The 19637-nt window shown below is 65.8% G+C and carries 16 protein-coding genes; 10 read left to right on the top strand and 6 right to left on the bottom strand.

What is annotated here, in order from left to right:
• Window positions 1-102 precede the first annotated feature (102 nt).
• The 3 genes from G4G93_RS01920 (at window position 103) to G4G93_RS01910 (ending at window position 2871) form a co-directional block, all read left to right on the top strand.
• The gene (locus G4G93_RS01920; protein ID WP_395410240.1) at window positions 103-1101 is read left to right on the top strand and encodes a polyprenyl synthetase family protein; all 999 of its coding nucleotides are present in this window, start codon (window positions 103-105) and stop codon (window positions 1099-1101) included.
• A 67-nt stretch (window positions 1102-1168) separates the two neighbouring features.
• Window positions 1169-2275, top strand: a complete 1107-nt coding sequence (gene leuB / locus G4G93_RS01915; RefSeq protein WP_165080742.1) for a 3-isopropylmalate dehydrogenase — start codon at window positions 1169-1171, stop codon at window positions 2273-2275.
• Between the two features lie 17 nt (window positions 2276-2292).
• Entirely contained in the window at window positions 2293-2871 is a 579-nt protein-coding gene (locus G4G93_RS01910; protein ID WP_165080740.1) for a TIGR00730 family Rossman fold protein, read from the top strand.
• Window positions 2872-3144: 273 nt separating this feature from the next.
• Here the strand turns inward: G4G93_RS01910 and G4G93_RS01905 are convergent, their stop codons facing one another.
• Together G4G93_RS01905 and G4G93_RS01900 are read right to left on the bottom strand one after the other, a co-directional pair.
• Complete coding sequence (locus tag G4G93_RS01905; protein ID WP_165080738.1) at window positions 3145-3558, bottom strand: hypothetical protein; 414 nt, start codon at window positions 3556-3558, stop codon at window positions 3145-3147.
• A 98-nt stretch (window positions 3559-3656) separates the two neighbouring features.
• On the bottom strand, window positions 3657-4553 hold the full coding sequence (locus G4G93_RS01900; RefSeq protein WP_165080736.1) for a hypothetical protein: 897 nt from the start codon (window positions 4551-4553) through the stop codon (window positions 3657-3659).
• Window positions 4554-4979: 426 nt separating this feature from the next.
• Here G4G93_RS01900 and G4G93_RS01895 point away from each other — a divergent pair, with 426 nt between their 5' ends.
• Window positions 4980-6014, top strand: coding sequence for an aspartate-semialdehyde dehydrogenase (locus G4G93_RS01895; RefSeq protein ID WP_165080734.1), 1035 nt, complete (start codon window positions 4980-4982; stop codon window positions 6012-6014).
• Between the two features lie 108 nt (window positions 6015-6122).
• On the top strand, window positions 6123-7652 hold the full coding sequence (locus tag G4G93_RS01890; protein ID WP_165080723.1) for an aldehyde dehydrogenase family protein: 1530 nt from the start codon (window positions 6123-6125) through the stop codon (window positions 7650-7652).
• A gap of 21 nt (window positions 7653-7673) precedes the next feature.
• Here the strand turns inward: G4G93_RS01890 and G4G93_RS01885 are convergent, their stop codons facing one another.
• Both G4G93_RS01885 and G4G93_RS01880 read right to left on the bottom strand, forming a co-directional pair.
• Window positions 7674-9005, bottom strand: coding sequence for a hypothetical protein (locus tag G4G93_RS01885; RefSeq protein WP_165080721.1), 1332 nt, complete (start codon window positions 9003-9005; stop codon window positions 7674-7676).
• Window positions 9006-9145: 140 nt separating this feature from the next.
• The gene (locus G4G93_RS01880) at window positions 9146-10315 is read right to left on the bottom strand and encodes a M20 aminoacylase family protein (RefSeq protein ID WP_165080719.1); all 1170 of its coding nucleotides are present in this window, start codon (window positions 10313-10315) and stop codon (window positions 9146-9148) included.
• 310 nt (window positions 10316-10625) lie between these two features.
• Here G4G93_RS01880 and G4G93_RS01875 point away from each other — a divergent pair, with 310 nt between their 5' ends.
• From G4G93_RS01875 to G4G93_RS01855, 5 genes are all read left to right on the top strand, one after another.
• Entirely contained in the window at window positions 10626-12224 is a 1599-nt protein-coding gene (locus G4G93_RS01875) for an ABC transporter substrate-binding protein (protein ID WP_409513815.1), read from the top strand.
• Window positions 12225-12461: 237 nt separating this feature from the next.
• The gene (locus G4G93_RS01870; RefSeq protein ID WP_165080715.1) at window positions 12462-13442 is read left to right on the top strand and encodes an ABC transporter permease; all 981 of its coding nucleotides are present in this window, start codon (window positions 12462-12464) and stop codon (window positions 13440-13442) included.
• A gap of 15 nt (window positions 13443-13457) precedes the next feature.
• Window positions 13458-14414 carry an ABC transporter permease gene (locus tag G4G93_RS01865; RefSeq protein WP_165080713.1) on the top strand — a complete coding sequence of 319 codons (957 nt, stop codon included), beginning with the start codon at window positions 13458-13460 and terminating at the stop codon, window positions 14412-14414.
• A gap of 17 nt (window positions 14415-14431) precedes the next feature.
• Window positions 14432-15415 carry an ABC transporter ATP-binding protein gene (locus G4G93_RS01860; RefSeq protein ID WP_165080711.1) on the top strand — a complete coding sequence of 328 codons (984 nt, stop codon included), beginning with the start codon at window positions 14432-14434 and terminating at the stop codon, window positions 15413-15415.
• Window positions 15412-16458 carry an ABC transporter ATP-binding protein gene (locus G4G93_RS01855; protein ID WP_165080709.1) on the top strand — a complete coding sequence of 349 codons (1047 nt, stop codon included), beginning with the start codon at window positions 15412-15414 and terminating at the stop codon, window positions 16456-16458. Before G4G93_RS01860 ends, G4G93_RS01855 begins: the two co-directional genes overlap by 4 nt.
• 60 nt (window positions 16459-16518) lie before the next feature.
• Here G4G93_RS01855 and G4G93_RS01850 read toward each other — a convergent pair whose 3' ends face one another.
• Both G4G93_RS01850 and G4G93_RS01845 read right to left on the bottom strand, forming a co-directional pair.
• Window positions 16519-18228 carry a hypothetical protein gene (locus G4G93_RS01850; protein WP_165080707.1) on the bottom strand — a complete coding sequence of 570 codons (1710 nt, stop codon included), beginning with the start codon at window positions 18226-18228 and terminating at the stop codon, window positions 16519-16521.
• 33 nt (window positions 18229-18261) lie between these two features.
• Entirely contained in the window at window positions 18262-19419 is a 1158-nt protein-coding gene (locus G4G93_RS01845; protein WP_165080705.1) for a dsDNA nuclease domain-containing protein, read from the bottom strand.
• Between the last annotated feature and the right edge of the window lie 218 nt (window positions 19420-19637).

Here is a 19637-nt window from a genome sequence, read left to right as displayed (position 1 = left end):
AAGCCCCGCAGCGGCTGCGGCACGCCCTCCCGGCGCTCCGCCGTGACCCGCGGCTCCTGAATCCGACCCTCCTCTCGGCGTGCCCGTCGATATGAGGACACCATGACGTCAACGCGGGCCCCGCAGGACACGACGCCGGGCCGTCCCCAGGAAAAAACGATGGCCGGCACCACAGGATACCCGCAGGCAGGCGATTTCACGGCGCGGCTCTCGGCCGTCGCCAAGAGCGTCGAAGGCTTCCTCGCCGAGCGCCTCGGCGACGCGGTGCAGGCCGGCGAGATCGCCCGGCCGCCCCGGCTGATGGAGGCGATGCGCCACGCGGTGCTCAACGGCGGCAAGCGCCTGCGCCCGTTCCTCGCCATCGAGACCGCCCGGATGCTCGGCGGCCCGTTCGAGGGGGCCATGGCGGCCGGCGCCGGCGTCGAGCTGGTCCATTGCTACTCGCTCGTCCACGACGACCTGCCGGCGATGGACGACGACGACCTGCGCCGCGGCCAGCCGACCGTGCACAAGAAGTACGACGAGGCGACCGCCATCCTGGTCGGCGACGCCCTCCAGACCCTCGCCTTCGAGATCGTCGCCGATCCGGCCTGGCAGGCCGACCCGCTGATCCGCTCCGAGCTGGTGCTGGGCCTCGCCCGCGCCTCGGGCCTCGGCGGCATGGTCGGCGGCCAGCTCCTCGATCTCGGGGCGGAGGGGCGCTTCGGCCCGGCCAACCTCGACGTCGACGCCACGCTCCAGCTTCAGGCGATGAAGACCGGCGCCATCCTGGCCTTCTCGGTCGATGCCGGGGCGCTCGTCGGCGGCGCCTCCCCGGACGAGCGCCGGGCGCTCCTGGCCTATGGCCGGGCGCTGGGCCAGGCGTTCCAGGTCGCCGACGACATCCTCGACCGCGAGGCCTCCTCGGAGGCGATGGGCAAGCGCACCGGCAAGGACAAGGAGGCCGGCAAGGCCACCCTCGTCGACCGCCTCGGCCTCGACGGCGCCCGCGCCGAATGCGAGCGCCTCGTGGGCGAGTGCGAGAGCGCCCTGAAGCCCTGGGGCGAGGCCGCCGCGACGCTCTGCGAGGCCGCCCGCTTCACCGTCGCGCGCAAGTCGTAAACCGCCCCCGAACTCCCGGCGGAGGGACCGTTCCTCCGCCCCCTCCCCTTTTCGAGAAGGTCACGCCATGGCCACACACAAGATCCTGCTCCTGCCCGGCGACGGCATCGGCCCCGAGGTGGCGCAAGAGGTCTCCAAGGTTCTGTCTTGGTTCACCCGCGCCGGCATCGCCCGCTTCGAGACCGAGACCGACCTCGTCGGCGGCGCGGCGATCGACGCCCACGGCGTCCCGCTCTCCGAAGCCGCGATGGACCGGGCCAAGGCCGCCGACGCGGTGCTGTTCGGCGCCGTCGGCGGGCCGAAATGGGCCGGCGTGCCGTATGCCAAGCGCCCCGAGGCGGGCCTCTTGCGCCTGCGCAAGGATCTCGGCCTGTTCGCCAACCTGCGCCCGGCGATCTGCTACCCGGCTTTGGCCGAGGCCTCGGCGCTCAAGCGCGAGCTGGTCGAGGGACTCGACATCGTCATCGTGCGCGAGTTGACCGGCGGCGTCTATTTCGGTGAGCCGAAGGAGATCGTGACGCTGGAAGACGGCCAGAAGCGCGCGGTCGACACCCAGATCTACACCACCGGTGAGATCGAGCGGATCGCGGCGGTGGCCTTCGACCTCGCCCGCAAGCGCCGCAACAAGGTCGCCTCGGCCGAGAAGCACAACGTGATGAAGACCGGCGTGCTGTGGAAGGAGACGGTCACCCGGCTCCATGCCGAGCAGTATTCCGATGTCGGCCTGGAGCACGTGCTGGCCGACAACTGCGCCATGCAGCTGGTGCGCAATCCCAAGCAGTACGACGTGCTCGTCACCGACAACCTGTTCGGCGACATCCTGTCGGATGTGGCCGCGATGCTGACGGGCTCCCTCGGAATGCTGCCCTCGGCTTCGCTGGGCGCGGTCGAGAACGGCACCCGGCGCGCCCTCTACGAGCCGGTCCACGGCTCGGCTCCCGACATCGCCGGCCAGAATCTCGCCAACCCGATCGCCATGATCGGTTCGCTGGCGATGGCGCTCCGCTACTCCTTCGGCCTCCTGGAGGCGGCGGACCAGCTCGAGACCGCCATCACCCGCACGCTCGCCGCCGGCACCCGCACCCGCGACATCGCCGGGCCGGGTACCAACGCGGTCGGCACGGCCGAGATGGGCGATGCCATCGTGCGCGAGCTGCAGGCGCAAGCCGGCTGATCGGGAAAGGGACGACCATGCGCCTGTGTGTGTTCTGCGGCTCCAGCGACGGGGCCCGCCCGCTCTACCGCGAGGCGGCGACCGCGCTCGGGCGCCACTTCGCCGAGGCCGGGATCGAGCTGGTCTATGGTGGCGGCAAGGTCGGGCTGATGGGCGCGGTCGCCGACGGCGTGCTGTCGGCGGGCGGCCGGGTGACCGGCATCATTCCCCAGGCCCTCGTCGAGAAGGAGACCGCGCATCTCGGCCTGACCGACCTGCGCGTCGTCGCCTCGATGCACGAGCGCAAGGCGCTGATGGCCGACCTCGCCGAGGGGTTCGTGGCTCTTCCCGGGGGCCTCGGCACCTTCGAGGAGATGTTCGAGGTCTGGACCTGGGCCCAGCTCGGCTACCACCGGAAGCCGCTGGCGGTGTTCAATGCCGGCGGCTTCTTCGACGGGCTCCTGGGCTTCCTCGATTCCGTGGTCGCCGAGGGCTTCGTGCGCGAGCCGCACCGGGCGATGCTGATCGTCGGCACCGAGCCGGCGGACCTCGTCGCGCGGATCCGGGCCTACGAGCCGCCGCGGGTGATCAAGTGGGTGAAGGCGGAGGAGCGGTAGGGGCGGAACGTCGAATGACAGTCCGCATCGACAACCCTCGGCGTCATCCCGGGGCGCGCCGCAGGCGAGAACCCGGGATCCATACCCGCTAACGGTGCCGAGCGAAGCAGAGCACTGGCCACCTCCTCCTGCATCGTCGGCGGTTATGGATCCCGGGCTCCGCTGCGCGGCCCCGGGATGACGATGGAGGGTGCCAGCTCGGTCGAGAGACACCTTCCAAACGAAACGGGCCCCTCTCGGGGCCCGTCGCACAATCCGTCGATGCGTCGCGGATCAGTACCCGTAACGCGCCCGCGACAGCGGCGAGGTCGGGTCGAGGTAGTCGATCGCCGAGAGATCCACCGTGACGGCGCTGCGGCGGGCGCCGATGAACGGGCCGTTGGTGATCGGATCGGGCAGGATGCCGGCGCCGCCGAAGCGCTCGCGGTTGGCGATGTAGGGCGGCGAATTCAGGTAGGAGGCGGTGATGAAGTGCGGGTTGGTGGCCGGGTTGCTCACCGCGCCCGAATTGGCCTCGACCACGTTTCCGGCATCGAGCCAGCTGCGCGGACGCACCCGGATCGCGAGGCCCTGGCCGTCCCGGTAGCTGCGGATGACGTAGCTGTCCTGCGCCTCGGAGGCTGCGGTGCCGGCGCCCAGGGCCGCGAGGGAGAGAAGCCCGGTCAGGGCGAGAGTCTGGAAGCGCATGACGCACCTTTGATGAACGTCGCCAGGGGTAGCGCCGCACTCGTTAAGAAACGACGCCTTTGTGGAAAGAGACGTGCGAGCGCGGCCGAGGTTCCCGTTCACGGCGAAGCTGGTCGCGAATGCCGCACTCTCGCCGCATTCTTTCGAACCGCCTTGCGGGGCGTCGGCAGGGCCGCGGTGGTGGCGGGCTCCTCGGGCGGGCAGGCGGCCGATCGCGGTTGCGCCAGCATCTCGGCCACCGCCGGAGACGGAGCGGCCCCCGGCAGGGCACCCAGCCGCTCGACCGTGCAGGCGACCGATTGCGGCTCGGGCAGCTGCCCCAGCGGCGCGCACAGCCAGCCTTCGAGCCGCAGGGCCGCGCCGAGGCGGAACGCCGTGCAGGCGCGCCGCCCCTCGGGGTCGGAGAGGGTCGCGTCGACGGTGTCGAGCGCCCCGAACCGCGTCGCCAGCCGGGCGCGCTCGCCGGTGCGCGCCACCGAGAGGCCGCCGGCCTCGGCGGCCCGGCGCGCCAGGGTGACGAACAGGCTCCCCTCCCCGTCCGGCTCCGCCGTCTCGGCGGCGACGAGGCGCAGGTACGGCGCCTCCTGCACGCCGAAGGCGCCGATGGTCAGGGTGTCCTCGCGCAGTCCGCCGGCCTGGATCCGGGCGCTGCCGGTCGCCTCGCCGAGGCGGTAGCGGTCGGGCGCGGCGTCGCTCCAGACCGGGGGCGCCACCGCGGGGGCGGCGTAGCGCGGCACGAAGGCGCCCCGATCGGCGAGAGGCGGATCGGCAGGCGTTCCGTCGGCCTGGCGCCGTTCGCTGGCGAGCACGCTGAGCAGCGCGATCACCGCCGCGGCACCGACGGTCCGGCCGGCAGCCCGCCGGCCCCGGCAGGCGCGCGGGGCCGCGCGCGGCAACGGCCGCGGCAGCAGCGGCTCGACGGGACCGATGTCTTGCGAGAGGGCTTGGGCCGCCCGCGCCAGGGCGGCGTCGTCGAAGTCCGGCCTCTGCCGCACGGGATCGCTCCTTACGGTTGCGCGTGTTCGCGAAACCAGGATCCCCTCGCATTTTAGCGATTTCGTTGACCCGCCCCGACTTGTCCCCGGCCGACCGGCCGCAGAGTCAACGAGACCCTAACAGTGACGTCGCGGGAAATCTGTTGCCGGCGCCCGGTTCCACCCCTTGACAGGCGGGGGCGTTCCGGCTGTTGCTTCCCGCGCTCGCGCACCCCATCTCGGGTGTCGCCATTTCCGAGGACTGACCGCGCCATGCGGCCTGTGTCGACCACGACGAAACGCAAAGCCACGACGGCGATGACCGCCGCCGGCTGAAGCCTCGCGTCGTCCTCGGATCCCTCCCCGTCCGTGGCGGACGGAGGCCGGGCTCCATGAGCCCGCCTGAGATCGTCCGGGGAGGAAGTCATCCGAACTGGAGCGATTGAGATGGGTTACAAGGTTGCCGTCGTCGGAGCCACCGGCAATGTGGGCCGCGAGATGCTCGACATCCTGGCCGAGCGCGCCTTCCCGGCCGACACCGTGGTGGCGCTCGCCTCCCGCCGCAGCCTGGGCCAGGAGGTCTCCTTCGGCGACAAGACGCTGAAGGTCCAGGCCCTCGACCAGTACGACTTCTCCGACACCGACATCTGCCTGATGTCGGCCGGCGGCGAGACCTCGAAGGAGTGGTCGCCCCGCATCGGCCAGCAGGGCTGCGTCGTCATCGATAACTCGTCGGCCTTCCGCTACGATTCCGACGTGCCGCTGATCGTGCCAGAGGTGAATGCCGACGCCGTGGTGGGCTTCACCAAGAAGAACATCATCGCCAACCCGAACTGCTCGACCGCGCAGCTCGTCGTGGCCCTGAAGCCCCTGCACGAGGCCGCCACCATCAAGCGCGTCGTCGTCGCGACCTACCAGTCGGTCTCCGGCGCCGGCAAGGACGCGATGGACGAGCTGTTCAACCAGACCCGCGCGGTGTTCACCGCCGGCGAGGTCAAGGTGCAGAAGTTCACGAAGCGCATCGCCTTCAACGTCATCCCGCACATCGACGTCTTCATGGAGGACGGCTCCACCAAGGAAGAGTGGAAGATGATGGTCGAGACGAAGAAGATGCTCGACCCCAAGATCAAGCTGACGGCGACCTGCGTGCGCGTGCCGGTGTTCATCGGCCACGCGGAGGCGGTGAACGTCGAGTTCGAGCGCCCGCTCTCGGCCGAGGAGGCGACCCAGATCCTGCGCTCGGCGCCCGGCATCCTGGTCGACGACAAGCGCGAGCCCGGCGGCTACATCACCCCGCACGAGGCGGCGGGCGAGGACGCCACCTACATCTCGCGCATCCGCGAGGACATCACGGTCGAGAACGGCCTGTCGTTCTGGTGCGTGTCGGACAACCTGCGCAAGGGCGCGGCCCTCAACACGGTCCAGATCGCCGAGGTGCTGGTCAACCGCAAGCTGATCCAGCCGAAGCGGAAGGCCGCGTAAGCCCGCTCCTGCTGTGAAACGGGGTCGAATCCCTTAAGATCGCAAATCATGCCCGGCCCGCCTTCCGCAAGGAGGCGGGCCGTCTGTCTTCAACACGGAGATCGTCCCATGGCCCCGACCATCCTGTCCGTCCGCGACGACACCCTGGCGGTGCTGGAGCGCCTCGGCGTCCCGGCCCAGGCCTTCGCGGAAGGCGGGCTCCCGGCGCGCTCGCCGGTCGATGGCGGCGTGGCGGCCGAGTTGCGCCAGACCGGCGCGGACGAGGCCGAGGCAGTTCTGGCGGGGGCCGCCCAGGCCTTCCTCGCCTGGCGTCGGGTGCCGGGCCCGCGCCGCGGCGAGCTGGTACGGCTGCTCGGCGAGGAGCTGCGCGCCCACAAGGACGATCTCGGCCGGCTCGTGACGCTGGAAGCCGGCAAGATCCTGTCCGAGGGCCTCGGCGAGGTCCAGGAGATGATCGACATCTGCGACTTCGCCGTCGGCCTGTCGCGGCAATTGCACGGGCTCACCATCGCGACCGAGCGGCCGGACCACCGCATGATGGAGGTCTGGCACCCGCTCGGGGTGTGTGGCGTCATCACGGCGTTCAACTTCCCGGTGGCGGTGTGGTCGTGGAACGCGGCGCTCGCGCTCGTCTGCGGCGATCCGGTGATCTGGAAGCCGTCGGAGAAGACCCCGCTCACCGCGCTCGCCGTCCACGCGCTGGCCCTGAAGGCGGTGAAGCGCTTCGGCGCCGACGCGCCCGAGGGCCTGCTCGGCCTGCTGATCGGCGGCCGGGAACTCGGCGAGCGGCTGGTCGAGGACGAGCGGGTCGCGCTCGTCTCCGCCACCGGCTCGACCGCGATGGGCCGGCAGGTGGCGCCGAAGCTCGCCGCCCGCTTCGCCCGGGCGATCCTGGAGCTCGGCGGCAACAACGCCGCCATCGTGGCGCCCTCCGCCGACCTCGACCTGGCGCTTCGCGCCATCGCCTTCGCGGCGATGGGCACCGCGGGCCAGCGCTGCACCACCCTGCGGCGGCTCTTCGTGCACGACTCGGTCTACGATGCCCTGGTGCCGCGCCTGAAGGCGGCCTACGGCTCGGTGCGGATCGGCGATCCGCGCGATCCCGCCACCCTGATCGGCCCGCTGATCGACGTCCACGCCGCCGACGGCATGGCGCGCGCCCTCGACGAGGCGCGGGCGATCGGCGGCACCGTCCATGGCGGCGAGCGCCTGCGCGACATCCGCGGCGAGGCGGCCGCCTATGTCCGCCCGGCCCTCGTCGAGATGCCCGAGCAGGCCGGCCCGATGCGCCGCGAGACCTTCGCGCCGATCCTCTACGTGACGCGCTACACCGATCTGGAGGAGGCGATCGCCGCCCAGAACGCGGTGGCGGCCGGCCTCTCCTCCTCGATCTTCACCCGGGACCTGTCCGAGGCCGAGACCTTCCTGTCGGCGTCGGGCTCCGATTGCGGCATCGCCAACGTCAATATCGGCCCCTCGGGCGCCGAGATCGGCGGCGCCTTCGGCGGCGAGAAGGAGACCGGCGGCGGCCGCGAGGCGGGCTCGGATTCCTGGAAGGCCTATATGCGGCGGGCCACCAACACCATCAATTACGGCAAGACCCTGCCGCTGGCGCAGGGCGTGACGTTCGAGGTATAGGGCACCTTCAAGCGCCGCCCCTCACCAGGACGAGAGGGCGGCGCGCTTCCAGGTATTGGCAGCGACGCATGTATAGACGAAGTTGGCGTCGTGCGCCCAGTCGCCGGCCTGGCACGGGGCCTTGGACGAGGCCGGGGTGGCGAGCGGCGAGTTGAGGAATCCGCTCACGCTCGTGCGCTGCGGTTCGGCGTAGAGCACCCGCGCTCCCTTGCGGCCGTAGACCAGGCCGGTGCCGTTGTCGCTCACGCAACTGTCGAAGCTGTCGAGACACAGGTTCTGCCCCGGGCGCGCCAGCAGGGCGTAGGGTGCGCTGTCGCCGGCCGCGTTGAACGCGACGTGGTGATGCCCGGTGATGTTGATGCCGTGATAGGCGTTGGTGGCCGAGATGAAGTCCGAGCCCGAGACGTTGTTGTCGCCCTGGAGAAAGATGCCGTTGTGGACGATGGCATTCTGGGCCGTGTAGGCCACCGGCGCGGCCGTGTCGGGGATCGCGACGTCGCCGGAGAGCTGTGTCGGACTGACGTAGCGGGCGCGGTAGAAGGTGCCGTTGAGGCGGATGCCGTAGAGGGCCGGGACGAATTTCGCGCCCGAGACCCAATTGATCATGTTCTTGCCGACGGTGACGGTACCCTTGTAGGTGTTCGTCGTTCCGCCGCCCGAATAGATCCATGCCGTATTTGGATGACCGCTGATCCCGTTGAAGAACATGCCGGCCGAGAGGCAACCGGAACCGGGCGCGCAATCCTTGTTGAAGTTGTTGATGTCGTATTCGACGCCCCAACTCTGAACGTCGCCGGCGCCGGGGGCGATGTGGAGGTCGATGTTGTGGCCCCAGGCGGTCGGAGGACGCTCGCCGTTCGGGCCGGGACGCTGGCGCAGCGAGATCAGCTGCCCGGTGGTGTTGGTGGAGTCGCGCTCCGCCGCCGAGGCCGCCCCGCCCACGATATCCGCGTTGATGAACATCCCGTTCACCTCGCGCTTGACCGCTCCGTCGGCCTGGAACTGCACCAGCAGCGAGGCATAGGCGTTGGAACTCGGATGGCCGTCGCCGTCCTTCGCGGTGCCGCGGGTCGGGTAGACCTTGCTGCCGATCCCGCCGGCGATGAAGGTCCCGAAGCAGCTCGGCTGCCAGCTCAAGGTCCCGTCGGTGGCGAAGGCGCCGTCGGTGGAGAGGCAGCCGCGCCCGACCATCAGGCTGCCGAGCCTCGCCCGGTCCGCCGCGATCGGACTGCCGACCTCGAGCCGCTCGAGATCGCGCTCGCCACCCGGGCTGGGCCTGGACGCGTCCAGGGCGAGGGAGGGCGGGACCCCGAGCGCGACGGACAGGGCGAGGATCGGCAGCAGGCGGGGCATCGGGCTCCTTTCGGGGATTCACGCGGCGACGGCCGCCTGACCCGGGCCATATGAGGCCCCGCGCGCCGGAGGCGAGCCGCAATTGCGTCGCCGCGCCCGGGCGGCACCGTCGGGCGGCTCCGCCCGACGGTGCCGATCCCTCACGCCGCCGGCATCGCCCGCTCGATCATCCGGGCGAACAGCGAGACGCCGTAGGGCGCGGCCTCGTCGTTGAAGTCGTAGGCCGGGTGGTGCAGCCCGGCGCCGGGACCGGTGCCGAGGAAGATGTAGGCGCCCGGGCGGGCGTTCAGCATGTAGGAGAAGTCCTCGGCGCCCATCATCGGCTGGACGGCGCGCTCGACCGCGCCCTCGCCCGAGACCTCGGCGGCGATGTCGGCCATGAAGCTCGCCCGGGCGGGATCGTTGGCGGTGACCGGGTAGCCGCGGCCGTAATCGACGGTCGCGGTGGCACCGAAGGCGGCGGCCACGTTGGACGCCACCTGACCGATGCGCGCCTCGCAGGTGTCGCGGACGCTCTCGGAGAGCGTGCGCACCGTGCCGTTGAGGATTGCGAATTCCGGGATCACGTTGAAGGCGTCGCCCGCCTTGACCTGGGTGACCGAGATCACCGCCGAGGCGATCGGATCGAGGGTGCGCGAAACGATCGATTGCAGGGCGGTGACGATGTGGGAGGCGACCAGCACCGGATCGATGCAATCGTGCGGCGCCGCCGCGTGGCCGCCCTTGCCGTCGATCCGGATGGTGATCCGGTCGGCCGCCGCCATGATCGCGCCCGGGCGGATCGCGAAATTGCCGAGCGGAAGGCCCGGCATGTTGTGCAGGCCGTAGACCTCCTGGATGCCGAAGCGCTCCATCAGGCCGTCCTTCAGCATCACGTCGGCGCCGCCGCCGCCTTCTTCCGCCGGCTGGAAGATCACGATCGCCGTGCCGTCGAAATTGCGGGTTTCGGCGAGGTACTTGGCGGCCCCGAGCAGCATGGCGGTGTGGCCGTCATGCCCGCAGGCGTGCATCTTGCCCGGCACCGTCGAGCGGTGGGCGACGCCGCTCGTCTCCTCGATCGGCAGGGCATCCATGTCGGCGCGCAGGCCGATGACCTTGCCCGAGCCGGTGTCGCGACCGCGGATCACGCCGACGACGCCGGTCTTCCCCAACCCCGTCACCACCTCGTCGCAGCCGAAGGCCCGCAGCCGCTCGGCCACCAGGCCGGAGGTCCGGTCGAGGGCGAACAGCAGCTCGGGATGCTGGTGGAAGTCGCGGCGCCAGGCCGTGATCTCGTCGGAGAGGGCGGCGACGCGGTTGATGACGGGCATGTGACAAAACGCTCGTGTCGGGGCGGGAACGAATGCGCAGGATGCAACAGGCAGACCGGCCCGCGGTCAACTCCCTTGTGCGGCTCGCGAATGTCGCGGACCCAAGCGCCGGCTGCATGCCCGGCCGCCGGTTGGCCCGGGATTTGTAACGGCTGCACGATCGTTCCGCACCCTCCTGCCCCCTGGCCGGAAGGGACGGGACGGTGCATCATTTTTCAGCATTTGGGCGTCGCCTGCGGCGCTGGAAGATGCTCTAACGCGCTTGACCGCCCCTTTGGATTTCCGCGGAGTGTCCCTGTCGATGTCGCCTGTGAAGTTTCGTCCGCTGCTGGCCTGCCTCGCCGCCACCGCCCTCGTGGCGGTTGCCGGTGCCGCGCCGGCCTCGGCCGCCAACACCTTCCGGTTCGCCTTCCAGGGCGATCTCAAGTCCCTCGACCCGTACACCCTGAAGGAAACGTTCACGATCGCGGCGCACGGCGCGGTCTACGAGTCGCTCGTCACCCGCGACAAGGACCTGAAGCTGGTCCCGGGCCTCGCCGAATCCTGGGAGACCCCGGAGCCGACCCGCTACCGCTTCCACCTGCGCAAGAACGTCAAGTTCCACGACGGCTCGCCCTTCACCGCCGACGACGTGATCTTCTCCGCCGAGCGAGTGCGGGCGCCGGGCTCGAACTTCCAGACCAACGTGCCGGCGGACGCCACCTTCGTGAAGGTGGACGACCACACCGTCGACATGGTGCTGAAGAACCCCAACCCGATCGCCCTGTACCAGTTCGGCGGCTGGTACATCATGTCGAAGGCCTGGGCCGAGAAGCACGACGCCCTGAAGCCCACCCCGGTCGCGGCCTCGACCCCGAGCTACGCGGCGCTCCACGAGAACGGCACCGGCCCGTTCACCATCACCGAGCACCAGCCCGGCGTGCGCACGGTGTTCAAGAAGTTCGACGGCTACTGGGGCAAGGTCGACTCGAACCTCGACGAGGCGATCTTCACCACGATCAGCAACGACGCCACCCGCGTCGCCGCGCTCATCTCGGGCGAGGTCGACTGGGTCGATCCGGTCCCGCTCCAGGACCAGAGCCGCGTCAGCGCGAGCCCCAACGCCGTGGTGGTGAACGCGCCCGAGCTGCGCACGATCTATCTCGGCATGGACCAGACCAGCGACGAGCTGCGCGGCTCCAACGTCAAGGGCAAGAACCCGTTCAAGGACGTGCGGGTGCGCGAGGCGTTCTTCCGGGCGATCGACGAGGACGCGATCGTCAAGCGCGTGATGCGCGGGCAGGCCACCCCGGCGGCCCTCCTGATCGCCCCGCCGCTCTTCCCGCTCGCCGGGGAGTTCAAGCGCCCGGCCTACGACCCGGCCAAGGCCAAGGCGTTGCTCGCGGAAGCCGGCTACCCGAACGGCTTCGAGGTGCCGCTCGACTGCCCGAACGACCGCTACGTCAACGACGAGGCGATCTGCCAGGCCGTGACCTCGATGCTCGCCCGCGTCGGCGTCAAGGTGAACCTGATCGCCCAGCCCAAGGCGAAGTACTTCGCCAAGATCCTGAAGCCCGCCTTCGACACCTCGTTCTACATGCTCGGGTGGACGCCGTCGTCGATGGACTCGCACAACATCCTGTACGAGATCGCCGGCTGCCGGAACGACAAGTCCTCGCCGCGCGGCACCACCAACCTCGGGAACTACTGCAACCCGAAGGTCGATGCACTGGCCGACAAGATCGAGCGTGAGACCGATCAGGAGGCCCGCAACCTGATGATCAAGCAGGCCTACGAGATCGTCATGAACGATTGGGGCTACATCCCGCTCCACCAGCAGGCGCTCGCCTGGGGCGTGTCGAAGAAGGTGAAGCTGGTGCCCCGCGCCGACAACCAGATGATGCTGTACTGGGTGTCGAAGGAGCCGTAAGGCGCTCCGAGAGCTAACCCCCTACGAGGACGAGCACCTCCCTCCCCCTTGTGGGGAGGGGTCATGGGGATCGAAGATCCCGCGTGGGGGTGGTGCCGGATAAAGCTCGGTGGTGCCTTCTGCACCACCCCACCCCTAGCCCCTCCCCACGAGGGGGAGGGGAAAGCTCGAACGTCGTCTCGCTTCAGAAAACCCGAGCCCCCGCCTCGGACCACACGAGAACACAAGAAACCCCTCATGCTCGCCTTCATTCTCCGCCGCCTGCTGCAATCCGTCGGGGTGCTGCTGGCGGTCGGGCTGATCGCCTTCGCGATGTTCCGCTTCGCCGGCGATCCGGTGAACCAGCTGGTCGCGCCGGACACGCCCTATGCCGAGCGGCTGCAGATCCGCCAGAGCCTCGGCCTCGACGATCCGGTGCTGGTGCAGTTCGCCCGCTACGCCGGCAACGCCGTGCGCGGCCAGTTCGGCAACTCGTACCAGTTCCGCCAGCCGGTCTCGACGCTGCTCGCCGAGCGCATGCCCGCGACGCTCGAACTCGCGCTCTGCGCCACCCTGTTCGCGCTCACCGCCGGCATCCTGATGGGGGTCTATTCGGCGCTCCACCGCGACAGCGTCGGGGCGAAGCTCGTCCAGGCGATCTCGCTCGTCGGCGTCTCGCTGCCGACCTTCCTGATCGGCATCCTGCTGATCTTCCTGTTCTCGGTCAGCTTAGGCTGGCTGCCGTCCTACGGCCGCGGCGACACGGTGCGGATCGGCTGGTGGACCACCGGCTTCCTGACGGCGTCCGGCCTGAAGGCCCTGATCCTGCCCTCGATCACCCTCGGGCTGTTCCAGATGACGCTGATCATGCGCCTCGTCCGGGCCGAGATGCTGGAGGTTCTGCGCACCGACTACATCCGCTTCGCCCGCGCCCGCGGACTCACCACCCGCTCCATCCATTTCGGCCACGCGCTGAAGAACACGCTCGTCCCGGTCATCACCGTGGCGGGCCTCCAGCTCGGCTCGATCATCGCCTTCTCGATCATCACCGAGACGGTCTTCCAGTGGCCCGGCATGGGTCTGCTCTTCGTGCAGGCGGTGCAGAACGTCGACGTGCCGATCATGGCCGCCTACCTGCTGCTGGTCGCCCTCATCTTCGTGACGATCAACCTCGTGGTCGATCTCCTCTACACCATCGTCGATCCGCGCCTGCGCCTCTCGGTGCGGCGGGCGGCGTGAGGATTGTTTAGAGCCATGGCCTCCCCCGCTCCCGCGCCGACCCTGAATGCGGCGGCCCCGCCGTCGCGCCTCGCGCGCTTCCTCGATTCCGATCTCTTCGCCAATTTCAAGCGCTCGAAGCTGGCGATGGCCGCCTTCGCGGCGACGGTCCTGTTCGTCGCGCTGGCGCTGCTCGCCCCCCTCATCTCGCCGCAGAACCCCTACGACCCGGCGCAGCTCGAGCTGATGAATGCCAGCCTGCCGCCGATCTGGTACGCTGACGGGCAGGCGCCGTTCCTGATCGGCACCGACGACCAGGGCCGCGACGTGCTCTCGGCGGTCTTTTACGGCATGCGCCTGTCGCTCCTCGTCGGGGTGCTCGGCGTGCTCTTGTCGGGCTTCATCGGCATCGGCCTCGGGCTGATCGCGGGCTATGCCGGCGGCTTCGTCGACACCATCATCATGCGCGTCGCCGACGTGCAGCTGACCTTCCCGGCGATCCTGATCGCACTCATCGTCGACGGCGTCGCCAAGGCGGTGGCCGGCGGCCACATGGAGGCGAATGCGCAGATCGCCCTCATCGTCGTGGCAATCGGCCTGTCGTTCTGGGTGCAGTACGCCCGCACCGTGCGCGGCTCGGTGATGGTCGAGAAGAACAAGGACTACGTCCAGGCCGGCCGGCTCATCGGCCTCTCGGCGCCGGTGATCCTCACCCGCCACATCCTGCCGAACGTCACCGGCCCGGTCTTCGTCATCGCCACCATCAACCTCGCGCTCGCCATCATCACCGAGGCGACGCTCTCCTTCCTCGGCACCGGCCTGCCGGAGACGATGCCGTCCCTCGGCACGCTCATCCGCACCGGCAACCGCTTCCTGTTCTCGGGCGAGTGGTGGATCGTCGCCTTTCCGGGGCTGGCGCTGGCCGGCCTCGTGCTGGCGATCAACCTGCTCGGCGACTGGCTGCGCGACGCCCTGAACCCCAAGCTGCAATGACCGCCAAAGAACCCCCTATGTCCCACCCCGTCCTCTCGGTGCGCGACCTGCGGGTCGAGTTCGCCACCCGCCGCGGCGTGCTGACCGCGCTCGACGGCGTCTCCTTCGAGATCAACCGCGGCGAGGTGCTCGGCGTCGTCGGCGAATCCGGCGCCGGCAAGTCGGTGACCGGCTCGGCGGTGATCGGCCTGATCGACCCGCCCGGCCGCATCGCCGGCGGCGAGATTCGTCTGAACGGCGAGCGCATCGACAACCTCTCGCCCGAAGCGATGCGCAAGGTCCGCGGCCGGCGCATCGGCATGATCTTCCAGGATCCGCTGACCAGCCTCAACCCGCTCTACCGGGTCGGCCGGCAGATCGAGGAGACGATCCGCACCCATACCGATCTCTCGGCCAAGGCCGCCCGCCAGCGGGCGATCGACCTTCTCGCCGAGGTCGGCATCCCGGCGCCGGAGCGGCGCATCGACGGCTACCCGCACGAGTTCTCCGGCGGCATGAGGCAGCGCGTGGTGATCGCGCTGGCGCTCGCCGCCGAGCCGGAGCTGATCATCGCGGACGAGCCGACGACGGCGCTCGACGTCTCGGTCCAGGCCCAGATCATCACGCTCCTGAAGCGCCTCGGGCGCGACCACGGCACCGCCGTGATGCTGATCACCCACGACATGGGGGTGATCGCCGAGGCCGCCGACCGGGTGGCGGTGATGTATGCCGGCCGCGTCGCCGAGATCGGTCCGGTGGCCGCGGTGGTGGGCGATCCGCTCCACCCCTACGCCAAGGGCCTGATGGGGGCGATTCCGTCCCTGTCGCACGAGGCCGACCGCCTCGCCCAGATCCCCGGCGCGATGCCGCGGCTCTCGGCGATCCCGCCCGGCTGCGCCTTCAACCCGCGCTGCCCGAAGGTGTTCGCCCGCTGCACGGTGGACCGGCCCGAGCCCCTGACGGTCGGCTCGCACCGGGTCGCCTGCCACCTCTACGACGCGTCCGGACAGGCCGCCGCATGAAGCCCCATAGTGCCTTGAAGCCCGTGATCACGCCCCAGCCCGACTACGTGCAGGTCCGCGACCTGCGCCGCCTGTTCGACGTCTCGCGCCCCTGGCTCAACCGGGTGATCGAGCGCCAGCCGCGCCAATACCTGCGCGCCGTCGACCACGTCTCGTTCTCGGTCGCCAAGGGCGAGACCCTGGCGATCGTCGGCGAATCCGGCTCCGGCAAGTCGACGGTCGCCCGCATGGTAGTCGGCCTGATGCCGCCCTCCGACGGCGAGGTCCGGATCGACGGCGTCTCGATGACCGACCCGCGCCAGGCCGCCGCGCGGCGCCTCTTACGCCGTCGCATCCAGATGATCTTTCAGGACCCCTACGCCTCGATGAACCCGCGCTGGCGGGTCGACCGGATCGTCTCCGAGCCGATCCGCGCCTTCGGGCTCCTCAATGGTGAGCGCGAGATTCAGGCACGGGTCGGCGAGTTGCTGACCCTGGTCGGCCTGCACCCCGACGACGGCAAGCGCTACCCCCACGCCTTCTCGGGCGGCCAGCGCCAGCGCATCGCCATCGCGCGGGCGCTCGCCTCCGAGGCCGAGTTCCTGGTCGCCGACGAGCCGACCTCGGCCCTCGACGTCTCGGTCCAGGCCCAGATCCTGAACCTGATGCGCGACCTCCAGGACCGGCTCGGCCTGACCTACCTGTTCATCAGCCACAACCTCGCCGTGGTGCGCCACATGGCGAACCGCATCGGCGTGATGTATCTCGGCCGCATCGTCGAGATCGGCGGCGGCCGCGAGCTCTTCACCGCCCCGAAGCACCCCTACACCCGCATGCTCCTCGATGCGGTCCCCGACCTCGCCCATATCGGCCGCCAGCGCGTGCCGGTGCAGGGCGAGATCCCGAACCCGATCAATCCGCCGTCAGGGTGCACCTTTCACCCGCGCTGCCCGTTCGCGAATGACCGGTGCAAGGCGGAGGTGCCGGTGTTTCGGGATGGGGTGGCTTGTCATGCGGTGGAGGAGGGGCGGTTGATGCCGGGGGGTGTGGCAGCTGTGGCGTAGTAGGCAGTGTGCCACAGTTATAGAAACTGTGGCACACTTCTAAAAATTCATTGATTAGATTCAACCGACAGATTCGTTATCTGAGAATATTTGGGCATACATTAGATTTAGATAAGGAGTAACAATATTGTTAATTTCCTCGTATTTATCAGCCTGTAACAATTCGTAGGGCGTATCGAGATTAATTATTTTTTCAAATTTTTCTTTTGTATTACCCTCTATGCCCAAGATAATTTGGGCTGTTTCTGGCATCTTTGTCGCGACATGTTCGATCATTTTTGGAAGATTTTTATCGTCCTGACCTAGCTGCTGCGGAGAATCGATAACCAGCGGCACATCGAAAGATCCATATTCGCCAAATGTTGTTGCCCAAAGCGCAGAGTAGTATGCTAAAACCGAGCGTGGCCCACCGCTTCCAGAAACGTTTGGGCGACTTCTCAAATTCAATCTCTTTGTGTCAATCGGAGGTAAATTAAGTGAGACGCGCGCTTCAATATAAGCCCGTCGAAATATCTTTAGTATTTCTGCTGACCGCCTACGATTCGTCAATTCGTGAAGGCGAGCGTCATACGTTTCTATTTCGCTAAGCTGTTCATCGATTTTTTCTTTCAGGCTGCGCAACTCGCCTTCAAAGGCTGCCAACGCAACTTCCGCACCCATGCCCTTCACGACATCGCCGAATTTTAGATCCCCTCGGCGCGTCTCTAAGATCAGCGATATTTGCTGGTAATTAATATCAATTTCATGTAGCTTACTACGTGTCCTACTAATTTCTTCAGATAATTTATCTGCATCAGTTTGTAGCCGGAAAATTATTTGCCGTAGCACACGAGCATCTTCTGCATAATGCAGTATATCCATAAATGTTCTATCATGCTCAGCGCCGCAAGTAGGACAAGTTAATATCGCATGGGGCTCAGAGTGCAAAAATGATGCATCCCCATCGTACGTTTTCAGCTCATAGTTCGCCATATCGATCTGCAAGCGAAGGCTGCGCAAAGTTTCTTGCTCTCTGACATACACGTTACGAAGCTCTTCTTGGCGCCTATTCAATAAACTTACTTGTTCTGTCAATTTTTGAACATCTTGTTCAAAAATATCGGGCATAATCTTCGGACCATCCAACGGTAACGTCTCACCAAATTTATCTCTTACATGCACAACAAGCCGCTGCTCTCGCTGCAGATCCCTCAGCACATTCTGCGCAAGCTCTTTCAGCGCATTTATTTCATAATACAGTGGCGGCTTAACACCAGAAAAATATTCTAAGATGGGTGCCACGGGCGACTTAAATTGTTGGAGCCCTGCAAATGTCGACCAACTTGCTTGCCAGCTTCCATCTTGATTGATGTAGAAAGGAAGAAAAAATGCACGCGCATCTGCGTCTACGATCTTTTGAGACTTATCAGTTAGAGCAAGATTAAATCCAATCAATTTTGAAAATTCACCGGCCCATTCAGAACTTGTGCCTGCTGCAAAAGCACATCTTCCATCTGAGAGATATAAAGCACGATAAGACTGCTGTTGTAAGACAAAGTATATTTGTCCATCAATAGAAAATTGCACAAGAGCTATTGTGCTCTTGTCCCAACGATCTAGATTGCCTTCAGGACGCGCGCCAAGAGCTATAAATAAAGATTTAATAAGGCTAGATTTTCCGGTGTGGTTTTCTCCGACTATCAAATTCCTCCTCGGATGAAACTCCACCCTCCTGGCTCTCCGCTCGTTTTGAGAAACCAGACAGATATTTTCGAATCTGAAGATCTTCATGTGACTTCGTCCGCAAGCTCCGCACTAGCTTTCTCAGTTCAGGTCTACGCATTTGTTGATAGCTCTCAATGCAAAATGAGCTTGCAACTCTTCCGATTTAACCAGAGGAAACTTAGCGGTCAAATGTGCGAGAGCTGCTCTAAAAAAAGGCAATAGCATAGGCGGGTCTGGCTGGTCGAGCAGCCATGAATCACAGGCTGAGATAACGCTCTCCTCCTGAGGCAACCTTTCGCCTAGGACTTGACGTCGATATATCGAAGCCACGGCTGCACGTATACGAGCAATCTCTAAGAATCCCATCCCTTCTTGCTGAAGCTGTATCAACCATGCATCTAGAAAGAAATCGACATCTACAATGCTTTCCAATGCCGAAAGAGCAATAGCGAAGTCTCGCCGAGAATATCCATGCTGTGATTTGATCTCTTCAAAATTTGAACATTTATCCGTCTTTCCACCTAGTGGACCGATTTTGGCTAACAGGCTGTCCACAAATGAGCGAGCTTGGCCCGCGTGCTTAGGACTTCTTTTTACGAAAAAATCATGAGCTCTTCCAACCGTATATATGGATGTATCTTCGACGGGAATGTCTGATTTTTCTAAAGTGATCTTCGACAAATCCGGTGGCGATTCCCCCTGTTTGTGCATAGTAGTGAGAGCATCATTCAGGAGAATACGAAAATGATCGGGGAGAGCATCCAGCGCAACTGACAATGAAGTCGCCGCATTGGAGCCGTCCGCCATGCTTAAATCACAGCCTGCATTTGATATAAATCGACCTGAACTCGTTAGAACGCTAAAAGCATGAATGGCGGCGTGCAGCTTTCCGATTGGGCTCGTAGCGACGTCATTCAGGGGCTTTGGTGTAGAAATTTTCTTTTTTCTCTTTGCGGGATCTGCGGGTTCATGCAGTCTAGTAAGTCCTGCCCATGACCATTCGCCTCTATCTTTCTTCTTTAATTGGAATAATTTGATATTCGTTGGATTCTCGGCAGAGTCAAGAATTGCGATATCCTGTATAGATTCAAACAGAAAAAGAAAATCGGACGCCCCGCCCTCTTCAAGCACGAGCATCTGGACTACTGCCCAATTTCGCTGATATTCGACTCCCTTCTGGTTATGACTTCCACCTATCTCGCCGACAGCAGGATCCGTCGAAACACTCAAGATCTCGCTCAAGGATCCGATCGCCATCTTCGCTTCCTCACAGGATGGCATATACAAATAGACCGAACATGGTCGGACATGATAGCAATCACTCATACACGCTGCGAGAAACGACAACAAGCTCCCGATTCTACGCACAGAAAAATTACGCTGGCGGCGACGCTTCCTCCAGCCCTTTTTACGACAATCCACAATATTCGCACATAAATAAAAATACGCGCAGTAAAATACATTTCGATATTTAT

The organism is Methylobacterium sp. DB0501 (assembly GCF_011043735.1).
Lineage (GTDB): Bacteria > Pseudomonadota > Alphaproteobacteria > Rhizobiales > Beijerinckiaceae > Methylobacterium > Methylobacterium alsaeris.
The sequence above is the reverse complement of the archived record's forward strand: the minus strand, read 5'-3'. Positions and strand labels throughout refer to the sequence as shown.

Coding starts and splice junctions, on each gene's coding strand:
- G4G93_RS01885 (WP_165080721.1), bottom strand. CDS start 9,005: ATGCCCCGCCTGCTGCCGATCCTCGCCCTGTCCGTCGCGCTCGGGGTC.
- G4G93_RS01865 (WP_165080713.1), top strand. CDS start 13,458: ATGGCCTCCCCCGCTCCCGCGCCGACCCTGAATGCGGCGGCCCCGCCG.
- G4G93_RS01850 (WP_165080707.1), bottom strand. CDS start 18,228: ATGAAGATCTTCAGATTCGAAAATATCTGTCTGGTTTCTCAAAACGAG.
- G4G93_RS01880 (WP_165080719.1), bottom strand. CDS start 10,315: ATGCCCGTCATCAACCGCGTCGCCGCCCTCTCCGACGAGATCACGGCC.
- G4G93_RS01870 (WP_165080715.1), top strand. CDS start 12,462: ATGCTCGCCTTCATTCTCCGCCGCCTGCTGCAATCCGTCGGGGTGCTG.
- leuB (WP_165080742.1), top strand. CDS start 1,169: ATGGCCACACACAAGATCCTGCTCCTGCCCGGCGACGGCATCGGCCCC.
- G4G93_RS01910 (WP_165080740.1), top strand. CDS start 2,293: ATGCGCCTGTGTGTGTTCTGCGGCTCCAGCGACGGGGCCCGCCCGCTC.
- G4G93_RS01890 (WP_165080723.1), top strand. CDS start 6,123: ATGGCCCCGACCATCCTGTCCGTCCGCGACGACACCCTGGCGGTGCTG.
- G4G93_RS01905 (WP_165080738.1), bottom strand. CDS start 3,558: ATGCGCTTCCAGACTCTCGCCCTGACCGGGCTTCTCTCCCTCGCGGCC.
- G4G93_RS01920 (WP_395410240.1), top strand. CDS start 103: ATGACGTCAACGCGGGCCCCGCAGGACACGACGCCGGGCCGTCCCCAG.
- G4G93_RS01860 (WP_165080711.1), top strand. CDS start 14,432: ATGTCCCACCCCGTCCTCTCGGTGCGCGACCTGCGGGTCGAGTTCGCC.
- G4G93_RS01895 (WP_165080734.1), top strand. CDS start 4,980: ATGGGTTACAAGGTTGCCGTCGTCGGAGCCACCGGCAATGTGGGCCGC.
- G4G93_RS01845 (WP_165080705.1), bottom strand. CDS start 19,419: ATGGCGATCGGATCCTTGAGCGAGATCTTGAGTGTTTCGACGGATCCT.
- G4G93_RS01855 (WP_165080709.1), top strand. CDS start 15,412: ATGAAGCCCCATAGTGCCTTGAAGCCCGTGATCACGCCCCAGCCCGAC.